Source organism: Paenibacillus sp. FSL H7-0714, assembly GCF_038003765.1.
Lineage (GTDB): Bacteria > Bacillota > Bacilli > Paenibacillales > Paenibacillaceae > Paenibacillus_AQ.
Genome location: NZ_JBBOPT010000001.1, coordinates 1040576 through 1052320, shown reverse-complemented (window position 1 = coordinate 1052320; position 11745 = coordinate 1040576). Strand labels below are relative to the sequence as shown.

Below are 11745 nucleotides of genomic sequence, written 5' to 3'. Positions count from 1 at the left end.
ACTTAATAAAAGGTGTGAGTCGCTGATGCGCTCACACCTTATTTTTTATTGAAGATCCGTTGTCTTGCCTACAATGTCTAAGAGCTCCGACAGAACTCGAATTTCGTATTTCGGTTGAACACCCGACGTATTCTCTTTACCGAGCGGGTTAAACCAGCAAGTATCGATCCCATAATTGATTCCGCCTTGAATATCAGAGGTTAAGGAGTCCCCTACAATCAGTACTTTTTCCTTATCCGAAATTCCCAATTTAGCAAAAGCATAATCAAAAATCCCTGTCTCCGGCTTCTGACAACCAGCCTCCTCTGAAATAATGATCTGCTCAAATGTTTCACTAAGCGGTGATCCTTGAATTCTGGAAGTTTGCACTTCTTTAATTCCGTTCGTAATGATTGCTAATCGACAGCCGGCAAGCTCCTCGCACAGCTCGATCGCTCCCTGGATCAGAAAGGTTCCCTCGCCTAAGAAACGTAGATACGCTTCACTAAACGCCTCAGGATCTAGCTCCAGCGCATTCGCAGCGAATAACCGATTAAACCGTTCCACGCGTAATGCAGCAGAACTAATCTTCCCCTGCTCCAAATCACGCCACAGCGCATGATTAATCTCCTGATAACTGGCAGCATAATCCTCAGCACCTGTGGGCATCCCAACATGTAGAAATGCGTTAGATAACGCGTGACTTTCTGCCATTCCGTAATCAAACAGTGTATCGTCAGCATCGAATAAAATAACGTCGTATTTCATAAATATCCCCCAAAACTCTTTTCTCAAAAAGGTACTACAGTGATACAATCAAGTCAACTTATCAGTCAGACGACAAAAATTTACTTTTTTAAGGTAGTTTTAAGCGAATTGTGTTATTTTAAAAAGAAAACGGTGGTGAGCGTCATATTATACGTTTTATCGTTTCTAATGTCTTTTTCTATCGTCTACTTTCTAATTCCGCCGCTCGGCAGACTAGCTTTCCGACTCGATTTTGTGGACAAGCCTCGTCAGGACGTTGAGCGTAAAATTCATAGAGAGCCTATACCGCTTACGGCCAGTTACGCCATATTCATTGGATTCTTCATTACCTATCTGGTATTTGCCCGTGAATTCTCCATGGAAACCGTCGCGCTGTTTGCAGGGGGCGTACTACTGCTGACCATAGGTACCATAGATGATTGGTACAAAACAAAAGGTAAGGATTTCCCGGCACTGCCCAAAATGATTGTGCAGGTTAGTGCGGCTGTTCTTGTTTATCTTTCCGGCAACGCATTTACAGGCTTCTACAACCCATTCTCAGGGGATTATATCGTTCTACCCGTTGTATTACAGTTTCTATTGACGATTATCTGGATCTTCGGCGTAACCACTGTCATTAATTTCTCGGATGGTATGGATGGTTTGGCTGGCGCCTTAACTGCTATTTCGGCCATAACACTATTTATTGTCGCATTAACTAAGGGGCAATCCTCTTCTGCGATTATGGCGATTGCACTCGTCGGTGTCACCATTGCTTATCTGCGCTATAACAAACCGCCTGCCAAAATCTTTATGGGCGACGCCGGGGCTACCTTTCTAGGTTTCATCCTTGCGGTAATCGCACTCGACGGCGCGTTTAAGCAAGCTACGGCCCTGTCGCTGTTCATCCCGATTCTGGCGCTGGGCGTTCCGATCTTCGACAATATTTTTGTCGTCGTCAAACGCTTTATCCAAGGCAAGTCCATTTATCAGGCCGACGCTACCCAGGCTCATTACCGCCTGCTTCGTGCAGGTTTGAGCCAGAAGCAAGTCGTTGCCGTGTTATGCTTGATCAGCGTTTGTCTATCCTTATCCTCTATCATTCTGTTGTTGATCGAGACTTGATGTATTATTTGCGGATTAGTATCGTACAAGAACAATCGCATCGGCTAGTCCATTGAAGTAATAAAAACGAGCAAGTTTCCAATCTGGAAACTTGCTCGTTTATTGTTTGAAGTTCATACTTCTTCAAGCCCATAACTCTGCAGCCAAACACATCATCCAACAACTCACCCATTACTCTCTTGCGTAAACTCGGCTAACCTACGGTAAATTCCTATAATTTCCTCCATAGGCATCCTCACTAATCCACTGGAAGAGGGAGCTACAAATTCACGTACACCGTCTACCTTCGGAGGTACATCCCCTTGAAATCCCCAGTTTGCTTTAGTCCTACGACTAAACTCTGTATATACACCTTTTCCTACAAAACAGGCGACCTGTGGGCGATACAATTCCAGCTTGGAGCGAAGCAATTCTCGGCCCTCATTATATTCCTCACGGGTAATATCGTCGATTCCGCGTGTAGGCCTGGAAACAATATTTGTAAAACCATAACCCAGCTTAAGTAGTTCCCCATCCTCAGACGCGTCGTATAGCCGAGGAGTAAGTCCTGAATTGTGCAAGATTCTCCAGAAATTATTTCGTGGATTCGCGTAATGGTGCCCTACCTCACCTGAACGAATACTCGGGTTAAAACCAATAAATACAATCTGTAATCCGTGATCTAGGTGATCAGAAATTCCATCCATGTGAGTATGCCTCCTAACCAAATGATGTTCTAATTCTACAATGGGGTATACACTTTAAGACAGGAAGCCGGAATTGGGTCCGCCAGCCATACCTCATTACCCGCACAATAAAAAGTTACACCCATTTGACCAGCGCTAATCGTATCAACAGTCAGTAGAATCAATTTCCCTCTGCGGCTTCCGGCCAGACTGGCAAAATGTGTCCCTTCGGACAAATGAACATATTGACGTCCCATCGATTGGAGTCCCTCTTCCAAAATAACTGAAAGAACGCCAGCATGAGTTCCGTGATAAAGCGTAGATGGCGGAGTTCCCGGATCATAGGAAATTTTGGTATGACTATGCCCGTACCGAGCTTTGATTCGATCTCCATTGATTTCAAATCGTTGCTTCTCGCATCCTGCAACCACTTGCTGAATATCTCCCACAGTCACCTCAGACCATCTAGGAGCTTTCACAAGCACGGACAACAAATCGTCCAATGTACAGGAACCATCCTCCGGGTCCAAAATAAGGCCATACTGCTCTGGAGTATGCCGGAGCAATTTAGTCATAAATTTGCTTAACGACACTTCTGTAGCATTGCTTAACATTATATTTCTACCTCAATTCATAACTCATTTCTATTCTATTCTCTACAGCCGTGGATCTACAGGATCAGACTCCAAAGACAGCGCAGCAAGCACACATTCATGTACGCGTTCTATCGGCTCTTTACGAATAAAACGTTCCACCGATTCCCGGCTAAGCGCACATTCCATTAAGGCATTTCGCTCTTTTTTGCTTGTTTTGCGCTGCTTGAGGCGTACAAGATTGTCCGGCTGTAAATAATCTATTCCATAGATAATATGCAGATATTTACGCCCTCTCACCTTGAGTGCAGGCTGAACCAGTTTATCTCCATTACGTGTTATAAATGTTTCCGGTTTGATAACAATCCCTTCATGCCCATCATCCGTCATCTCTTCCCACCAACGGATTATCTGTTCCTCGTCCGCTTCATTACAAATCGTGCGGTATTCAGTCTCCATAAATAAAGGTGACAACTCCGCTAGTTCACGATTATGCTCCATATGCCAAAGATGGCTGTGCTCAAAGAAAGTTTGTCCGCTATGCGCAAGCGTATGGAAGGGAGCAATCTTAATCCCCTCTAATCCACTTACGTCCCAGCAATACTTTTGGAAAGCTTCCTTAAAAAGATGAGCATTCTGGAGCTTCTCCTCCATTTCCTGTATCCACGAGGTAACATCTCGCCCTGATCTTTCAGCCTCACGCAGCTTCTCCAAAAGATGCTCCCGATCTAACAGTGCTGCTTCAGCCACATGTGCATATTGGGAGGAAATCAGCTCACGCGCTTTCAAGTTCCACGGTACGATCTCCGCATCTAGGAGCAGCAAATCCGTGTTATTTTTCGCAAAATAATTCGCCTGCACGAGATCCGCGTTCAGCCTTCGTAACACTTCAGATTCAGTATCCCTGTCAAAAAAAGCTCGGCCAGTACGTGTATAAATCGTGCCTAACGACGGCCTGCCCACATACGGTAATGCTGCCTCTTCATCCCGGAATAACAATAGGATGGCCCGGCTGCCCATATGCTTTTTCTCCGCGATCATTGTCTTCACACCTTGTGCGCGGAAATAAGCAAAAGCTTCACGCGGATGCTCCAGATAGTTCTCATCTATAGACACTGAAGGCGGCGGACTCATGGTCGGTGGGATATATACCAGTTCCTCAAGTGGAACCGTAAAGTGGGAGACCGTGTCTATGGCCGCTTTAACGAATTCTCCGCGCACAGTTATTTCACCATAAAGGTCAGTCTGGACTGAGTAGCCTTCCACGAATTTACGCAGGTTAGGCGGTGAGAATCTCCCCCGCTCCCAACGTATTAACGGACTGTCCGGATCACCTGCATAATCGTGTTTCGCTTTAACACTAACAAATTTCCCTTCAGGGTAACGGTACGCAGTTAAAGATCCGCCAAATACAGCACCCTGGTCGATGTTCACTGTATTTTTTACCACGGTTGGGAAAGGTCTAGGATCATGCCCCCAGACGATGATCTCCCCAGATTCGTGTTCGACATACCATTCTTTCCTTACAGGAGCACCCTTGCCATCCATTCCATCAGTGTCCCCATACCGGCAGAAGTCCTGAATCCGTTTGGACTGCTTGCCGATAAATTCATCTCGAATTCCGGCATGGGTAACTACGACCCGCCGCACGCCATTGCGGCCAAACAACAAGTGGCTAGGCGCGGACAACAGAAACTGTTTAAGTTCATCCCTAAGCCTTTTTGCTTCCTCATCGCCTGCTTCTAGCGCAAATGCCTCCAGCTCAGCGGCGATATTCTCGTCTCCGTGACTTAATGTAACTTTGCGACCATCCAGGTAGCGGGCGATTTTCCAGCCATGGTTGCTGTCGATCATGCGGGCGATTCCAGCATCTACATGCTTTTTCCAAAACCTCATCGTCTTCAGCGATTCCGGGCCCCGGCTCATCACATCCCCCACAGAAATTAACTGCCTACCCTCGGGGTGTTTGTACAACCCTTTCTCGTCTTCCTTATATTCCAATCTTTCGAGTAGCTCGATCATCTCTTCATAACAACCATGAATGTCGCCGATTATATCAAGTCCTTTATCGATTTCAACCCAAAGCGGGTTCTGCTTACGTTCAAAAAGTACTGACTCCGTATTTTTCAAAAAATAAGTCGAGGCAAAGCCCTCGTCCTTAACACTCCGTAGCGAACGCTTGAACTGTCCATATTGTTGCTTGACCCGCTGGCGTCCTCGTGGATGCTCACGCTGTACATCCCGCTCCAGCAGCGTTTCCTCTGGAACATCGAGCACCCAAGCCATACATGGAACATTATACTTATCTGCTAAATCTAAATATTGCTTACGGTATTCCTCTTGCAGATGTGTAGCATCCACCACCGTCAGTTTTCCAAGTCGGCAGCGCATGGCAATGACTGAATTCATTGCTTCAAAGGCTAGACTTGAGAGCAGCTGATAATCATTAAAAATAATATCTGCTTCTTCGCGGGGACGATTCTTCCAATCCATAAAATCAGTGTCGCCAAGCATGCTACGGAAATCATCCGATGAGACGATTTCTGTCTGCAACAACGTGCCTTCATCTACTAATCTACGCAGTAAAGTGGTTTTGCCGCTATTGGAGGGACCCACCAATACAATAATTCCTGCATGCGGAAAAGGAATGGTTCGCTGCTTTTCTTTTTGCTCTTCTGTAGTCATTACAATGCTCCCTCCTTCCTAAATATCGCCATCTGCGTCGGGTATCCAAAAGCGTCAGAACCCTCGCCAATTCCTTTAAAATCAACCGAATAATCAAAGGAGCTCGTCCAGCGCATACACCACTCGGAGAACTCTGCTCGTCCCCATTCAAAACGGTGATCACTATGCCTCATTTCTTCCGATTCCATCTCATACACCTCGTTATACTCCTTGTTCGGTGTAGTCAGGATCAATACCTTAGGACTATATTCCGCCAGAATAGTCTCCATCACTCGAGCCAGCCTATATTCGTCGATATGCTCAATAACCTCACATAGAATCATAATATCCTTGTTCCGCAGCGATTCATCGAAGTAGAACAAAGAACCTGTAACAGGCGTCGGCACGGTAACTCCTTCTCGGTCTTCAAGCTTCGAGAAGCGGTCTATTGCGCGTAGCTGTGCGTTTGCGGAAGGCTCAACCGCCCAGATCTGCTTAACGCCCGGCACACTTCCGAGCCTTGCCGAAAGTTTTCCTTCGCCGGAACCAAAGTCAACAATACTACTCTTGAAAGCCAACCCTTCTACTATTTCTGCAATCGCCGCATAACGCAGATCATTTAATCTAATTTTAGGCTCAGCTGAAACCTCAGCAGGAGTAACAGTCACTTTTTCAGAAGAAGGGGTGGATTCCTCACCATCAAATTGCTTAATAAGATTAGCAAATCGTAGTGACCGCTTGAGAATTAACGCACGCAACGGATGACTATCCAACCAGCCTTCGCCATAACGCCTGATTTTCTCAATCTCATCATCACTGATAAAATAATGCTTATCATCATCTAATGCCGGAATCAGAATGAACAGTTGACGAAGGGCCGTTTGCAGCGTCTGTTCTCCCCGCAGCCTAATGTATCGAGCAGAACTGCGGCTTTTTAAATCAAAAGAATACACAGCATCTCCTCTTTCAAGCTCAAGCTCATAGCCAAGTGCATGAAACAGTTCCTCAATCGTGTGATCAGGCAGGTTCGATGCTACTGGGCCAAAGGACAGCTCCAATTGAAATTTGTGATCTACCCAAGGCAAAAATACTTCCTTAGGCTTTCCATTAAGAGCTGTACCTAGCGCTGGACGGATATAAGAGCAGAACCGGCTGCTCGTAACAAACTCCCGATCGTTAATATATTGTGTGATGTCATTATGAGCTGTATTTCCTTTAACTAGAGCTATTGGATCTGGTGTGACATAGATAACGGCCTCTGTCATTTCGTCGGAAGCTGCAGTGAATACTATACGCACTCTAGCTTCTTTATCGCTCCTGTCATATAAATTATGCGGGTTTTTAGCCAGCAGATGGGACAACATCCCTGCTCCTGACCCCGTCGCCTTGATAATCAAATGCATAAGCTTCATCTCTCCTTAATTAACAATTATTGAATTGTGAACTTACCAGTTCCATTGCCCCGTTTCTCCCCAGACCTCTATCAGTGCTGATCGGAACAAGACATCTAACGCTTCATCCATAACACCAACACTCTGTTCAAAAGCAGAAGCAATCGCCTCGTAATGAGCAATTCTCTCCTCCAAATAAGTATTGATAACATCCAAGCGCGGCTCCAGATTTAGTTCATCACCGGACATTTTACGAGATAACAGGTTCTGCACGGCTTCCTGTAATTCTGAACCTTGTGGAATCAAATCCTGTACAAGCACATTAAAATCGAGCGGAGGCACTTCGTTGTATTTTTCAATCCAAGCGCATGCTAAGAGTGGTCTTAATACGTAAAAATATTTCTTAATTTTAACCTCACTGCCTTGCAGATAATCCCGGTAATTTCCTCGCGCCATGTTCAAATAGTGGTAAATGCATGATTTTGGCGAAAAGCTTTGTGGCGAGAGTTCACGGATACTTTCGGCTACAGCGTATTTTTCTTCATAGCGAATCGGTGATTCTAACCATTCCAGCAGAGGCGGATTAGATTTCCGAAATAGATTAAGCCCCTTCTTCAAGTCCCAACCGTTAATATCAAGCATGTCACTGATCGGCCGTTCTATTACATCCCTGTGCTCAAAAATAGATAAATACGCCTCAGGTCTTCGTATGTATAAGAATCTAACATCATAATCACTATCTTTGGATGGAAATCCCCAAGCCCGGCTCCCCGATTCACACGCATACAAAATGCGGACTTGTTCTTCAGATTCAATGGTCCGAAGCTGCTGAATGATCGATTGATGTATTTCCGACATATTAACCCCTCCCTTAAACCTTCTAAATATGCAAAAAAGACCATGGACTCCATCGTCCATGGCCGGGCTTCACCTAAATACAGAACTCCTTACCGGTTAATATAGCGTTGTTGATTCACCGGAAATGAATACACTGATTCTAAGGCTGACCTGTAAGCCAAGGTAACAGATGGACGCAAATATGGATAAGCATTATACGATGGCTGATTATTCATATTGTTATTCATCTGTCCTTACCCCCAAGTCAAATTATATTTTATTCAGTACCATTTCATCCTTAACCTATCTCCAAAAGCATAATCCAACTATCCAGTTTCTGTCAACCAGTAGTCTTTTTCTGTAATCTTTTACTTACCTTATTCTTAGCTTATTTCAGCAACGCTTTCAATTCAGGCGTCATATCGGACGCTTTTAACATAACGAAATCACTATAACCCTCCTTATACAGCAGCTTCACAATGTAGTTGCCATTCTCAACTCCATAATTGAAACGATGATCTAAAATATCCGTTAATAGTGCCTTATCCTTCGTAACAACTGTACGATTCTTTTCACGTGCAAGCACTAATCTTTGTTCAGGACTCGTAGGATTCTTAGGTGTTTGCTTATCCATAAAGTCGTCTTTTACAATCTCTGCCGATTGGATATCTTCAGCTGTTATTCGTATTTTATCGGCATAGCCTTTTTCGTTCATCCACTTTTCAAGCTCATGGAAAGAAGACTTCCACGGATAATAATAACCATAACTTGAAGAAACTTGGTTGCTGTCATATTTTGCCTTTACCTCTGTTTGGATATTAGCCACATCAGGTTTTCCGTCCTTATCTATCTGTACTTCGTAGGACATATTCGAAATTTCGCGTTTGATAATCTCTTTTAGCACTGAAATTTCCTGAGGATCAGAGATGGCTACTTTTTTATTCCTGTTAGTAACCCACATATAATCCAGGTCTTTGTCTAAGAGAGCTAAATTATACTTTTCATACTTGTAAGCTTCGGTATCCTTAACCGCCTTGAGCTCTGATTCAAACCCCTTATTAGGGATCCAGTATTCCCTCACTAGCTTGTGACCGTTCTCCAATTGATAGGCGATGGTAAAATATTCATAAGGGTATTGTTGTGAGGTATGTTCTGGACGTACCGCAATTACCGCTTGATGAAGTTTACGGACAGCTTCTATATAATCTTTATCATCGGAAAAAGGGTCCTGCCCCATATAGGGTGTAGTAGTGTACAAATCATCCGTGGGGGTATACCAACGGTAGTTAGATCCCATATACACACCACTAATCTTATCACCGGAAGGTACTCTAGCTTCATACCCGGTAACACTTGATATCGGGATATACAGAAGTAACCCCAGCATTACTGCATAAACCGCAAACTCTGCTAACACTTTACGCGTCATAATCTGCCATGTTTTCCGAATAATCATTTCCGCAGCAACATAGCCGATAATGGCTCCAATGGCATATCCACTAATTACCCAGCCCATTTGCTGTTGCTTCATTTGTGCAAAATAATTCCCGGAAATAAGCATAGTACATAACATAACCCCTGCTTTAAACAGCGGGTTGAAATATCCAAAAGCAATAGCTTGACCCGCTTTTTCCGTATTACGTTTACGGTATAACAGGTAGGATAATCCAATAAATAAAAGGGACAATACTCCATAAATCCACAATTCTGTATTGGTAAATGGTTTGCCGGTAAAATAATACACGATATGAACAAACGGAGACCACATCTGCAAACTAGAATCACGGAAGTTTACATTTGCATTTGCATAACCATAAAGATACATGACTAAGTGGCTATTGATTAATGAGATCAGTACAACAGGAAGAATAAGCAAAATATAAATGATAATTCCCTGAAGAATAGATTGGCCCGTGCATATTCCCACAAAAACACTAAAGCAGAAGAGGAACAAAGTCAGAATACTAACTGTGATACACCATTGCCAAATATCTGCGCCCTGAAAAATATAAAAATTACCACTCCATCGCTTAACAACCGCAACCACCCCTGCAGTTAACCAAACCGGCACCAACAGTAAGGTAAGTCCACTTGTCAGATGAGCCGTAAATAAATGCTCTCTGCGTAAAGGCAGGCTATGCCATAGATCTGATGGAGATTTTGCCTGAAGGTATCGGAATAAAAAGAGTCCAGCAGCAACAGGGATCGTAATAATGAACAATGCTTGCACATTACCAGAGATGCGGAATAAATGATCGATTTCCTGCGGTTTTGCATTTGGATCGATACTCATGAACAGCTGCAATGGAAGTGCGAACATTAGGCCAAGTGCATATATAATCCCTATCCAGCCATGCTGGCGGAAATTCTGGCGAATAATACTGCTATTAAAGTAGTATCGGCTGCGCGTCATATCCGACATCCCCCATTTCATAAATAAAGATCTCTTCTAACGTTAATGGAAGCAAATCGAATACGTATGGCTCGTACACTTGAAAAGTCGCTTTAATTCGCTCACGATCCCCTTTTACTATGTACAGGTTCACGCTCCCCCGGCGTTCTTGATGTAATATTTGCAGCTTCGCTGCTAACGGAATTTCATGCCGTTCATCCCGGAAGGCCACTTGAATCTTATGTGTATCCGCCTTAAGATCATCCAGATCCTTCTCAATCAGCATCTTCCCACCATGCATAATCCCAACATGATCACACAGATCTTCGATCTCACGAAGATTATGTGAAGAAATGATTACCGTCAGCTCGCGTTCAGCAACCTCCTGAAATAGCAGGTTTTTGATCTGGCGTCGCATTACCGGATCTAACCCGTCAATCGGCTCATCCATAATAAGCACATCTGGCATACAGCTTAAACATAACCAGAAGGACGCTTGCCGCTGCATCCCTTTGGAGAAACGACTAAGCTTGCGCTTCTTATCGAGCTGAAAGACGGTCCCCAAATCTTCAAAACGCTTCTGATTCCAACTCGGATAGATCGAGCGATAGAAGGCTGCCATTTGCAGCATGGTGGATTGCGGGAAAAAGTAAGGAGAATCCGGCATAAAAATAACCCTTTGCTTAGTCGTCGGGTGTTCGAATACCGCTTTACCCTCCACCTTCACGGTTCCCTTATCTGGAGAGTAAATGCCTGCCAAGGTTTTCAGCAGCGTAGTTTTACCCGCGCCATTAGAGCCGAGCAGCCCATAAATCGTCCCTTTACGTACTGTTAAAGAGATATCGTCTACTGCCTTCTCCCCTTGAAATAACTTACTGACGCCTCGAATCTCAATCATCACTTTTCCCTCCTTCTCTCTGCTTCTCCACTTGCTCATACAATGAACTAATCTCAGCTGCGGTGAACCCAAGGTATACCGCTTCCGCCATCAGTCTAAGCAACTCAGCACGTACTTCGGCTTTTTTAATCTCATTCTGTTCTTTTTTCATTGGGGCTACAAAACTCCCTTTCCCCTGCAGTGAATAGATATACCCCTCACGTTCCAATTCACGGTAAGCCTTCTGAATCGTATTGGGATTCACGGTTAGCTGCTGGGATAATGTCCTTACCGAAGGCAGTTGTTCATCAGTCTGCAAAATACCATGTAAAATCATCTCCTTGACCTTATCGGTCAGCTGCTCATAAATCGGCTTGCGACTGCGAACGTCCAATTCGAACATAACCATCCTCCTTTCACTGTCTTCCCTTAGTCCATGATGATGTGTATTAACTGTACTACTATTATTAATACA

The 11745-nt window shown here is 44.2% G+C and carries 10 protein-coding genes; 1 reads left to right on the top strand and 9 read right to left on the bottom strand.

Annotation, left to right across the window (positions count from 1 at the left end; all coding sequences use genetic code 11):
* Positions 1–45: 45 nt before the first annotated feature.
* On the bottom strand, positions 46–747 hold the full coding sequence (locus tag NST34_RS04625) for a YjjG family noncanonical pyrimidine nucleotidase (RefSeq protein ID WP_042185133.1): 702 nt from the start codon (positions 745–747) through the stop codon (positions 46–48).
* 168 nt (positions 748–915) lie between these two features.
* On the opposite strand from NST34_RS04625, the gene NST34_RS04620 reads away from it, so the two are divergent.
* The gene (locus NST34_RS04620) at positions 916–1851 is read left to right on the top strand and encodes an MraY family glycosyltransferase (RefSeq protein WP_042124401.1); all 936 of its coding nucleotides are present in this window, start codon (positions 916–918) and stop codon (positions 1849–1851) included.
* 164 nt (positions 1852–2015) lie between these two features.
* Here the strand turns inward: NST34_RS04620 and NST34_RS04615 are convergent, their stop codons facing one another.
* The 8 genes from NST34_RS04615 to NST34_RS04580 form a co-directional block, all read right to left on the bottom strand.
* A complete protein-coding gene (locus tag NST34_RS04615; RefSeq protein WP_076283881.1) occupies positions 2016–2537 on the bottom strand; it encodes a mismatch-specific DNA-glycosylase in 522 nt (173 codons plus the stop codon).
* Positions 2538–2572: 35 nt separating this feature from the next.
* Positions 2573–3130, bottom strand: a complete 558-nt coding sequence (locus NST34_RS04610; RefSeq protein ID WP_341127266.1) for an RNA 2'-phosphotransferase — start codon at positions 3128–3130, stop codon at positions 2573–2575.
* Positions 3131–3172: 42 nt separating this feature from the next.
* Positions 3173–5794, bottom strand: coding sequence for a polynucleotide kinase-phosphatase (locus NST34_RS04605; protein ID WP_341127265.1), 2622 nt, complete (start codon positions 5792–5794; stop codon positions 3173–3175).
* Complete coding sequence (locus NST34_RS04600; RefSeq protein WP_341127264.1) at positions 5794–7176, bottom strand: 3' terminal RNA ribose 2'-O-methyltransferase Hen1; 1383 nt, start codon at positions 7174–7176, stop codon at positions 5794–5796. The genes NST34_RS04605 and NST34_RS04600 overlap by 1 nt, the downstream gene beginning before the upstream one ends.
* A gap of 42 nt (positions 7177–7218) precedes the next feature.
* Positions 7219–8022 carry a nucleotidyltransferase domain-containing protein gene (locus tag NST34_RS04595; protein ID WP_341127263.1) on the bottom strand — a complete coding sequence of 268 codons (804 nt, stop codon included), beginning with the start codon at positions 8020–8022 and terminating at the stop codon, positions 7219–7221.
* Between the two features lie 367 nt (positions 8023–8389).
* Complete coding sequence (locus NST34_RS04590) at positions 8390–10414, bottom strand: hypothetical protein (protein ID WP_341127262.1); 2025 nt, start codon at positions 10412–10414, stop codon at positions 8390–8392.
* On the bottom strand, positions 10389–11291 hold the full coding sequence (locus NST34_RS04585) for an ABC transporter ATP-binding protein (RefSeq protein ID WP_341127261.1): 903 nt from the start codon (positions 11289–11291) through the stop codon (positions 10389–10391). Before NST34_RS04585 ends, NST34_RS04590 begins: the two co-directional genes overlap by 26 nt.
* Positions 11284–11673: a GntR family transcriptional regulator gene (locus tag NST34_RS04580; RefSeq protein ID WP_076283874.1), complete on the bottom strand. Its 390-nt coding sequence runs from the start codon at positions 11671–11673 to the stop codon at positions 11284–11286. The genes NST34_RS04585 and NST34_RS04580 overlap by 8 nt, the downstream gene beginning before the upstream one ends.
* Between the last annotated feature and the right edge of the window lie 72 nt (positions 11674–11745).

Excerpts from the sequence above, each read along its gene's own strand:
- NST34_RS04625 (WP_042185133.1), bottom strand. The coding sequence starts at position 747 with ATGAAATACGACGTTATTTTATTCGATGCTGACGATACACTGTTTGAT.
- NST34_RS04610 (WP_341127266.1), bottom strand. The coding sequence starts at position 3,130 with ATGTTAAGCAATGCTACAGAAGTGTCGTTAAGCAAATTTATGACTAAA.
- NST34_RS04590 (WP_341127262.1), bottom strand. The coding sequence starts at position 10,414 with ATGACGCGCAGCCGATACTACTTTAATAGCAGTATTATTCGCCAGAAT.
- NST34_RS04615 (WP_076283881.1), bottom strand. The coding sequence starts at position 2,537 with ATGGATGGAATTTCTGATCACCTAGATCACGGATTACAGATTGTATTT.
- NST34_RS04600 (WP_341127264.1), bottom strand. The coding sequence starts at position 7,176 with ATGCATTTGATTATCAAGGCGACGGGGTCAGGAGCAGGGATGTTGTCC.
- NST34_RS04580 (WP_076283874.1), bottom strand. The coding sequence starts at position 11,673 with ATGTTCGAATTGGACGTTCGCAGTCGCAAGCCGATTTATGAGCAGCTG.
- NST34_RS04595 (WP_341127263.1), bottom strand. The coding sequence starts at position 8,022 with ATGTCGGAAATACATCAATCGATCATTCAGCAGCTTCGGACCATTGAA.
- NST34_RS04605 (WP_341127265.1), bottom strand. The coding sequence starts at position 5,794 with ATGACTACAGAAGAGCAAAAAGAAAAGCAGCGAACCATTCCTTTTCCG.
- NST34_RS04620 (WP_042124401.1), top strand. The coding sequence starts at position 916 with ATGTCTTTTTCTATCGTCTACTTTCTAATTCCGCCGCTCGGCAGACTA.
- NST34_RS04585 (WP_341127261.1), bottom strand. The coding sequence starts at position 11,291 with ATGATTGAGATTCGAGGCGTCAGTAAGTTATTTCAAGGGGAGAAGGCA.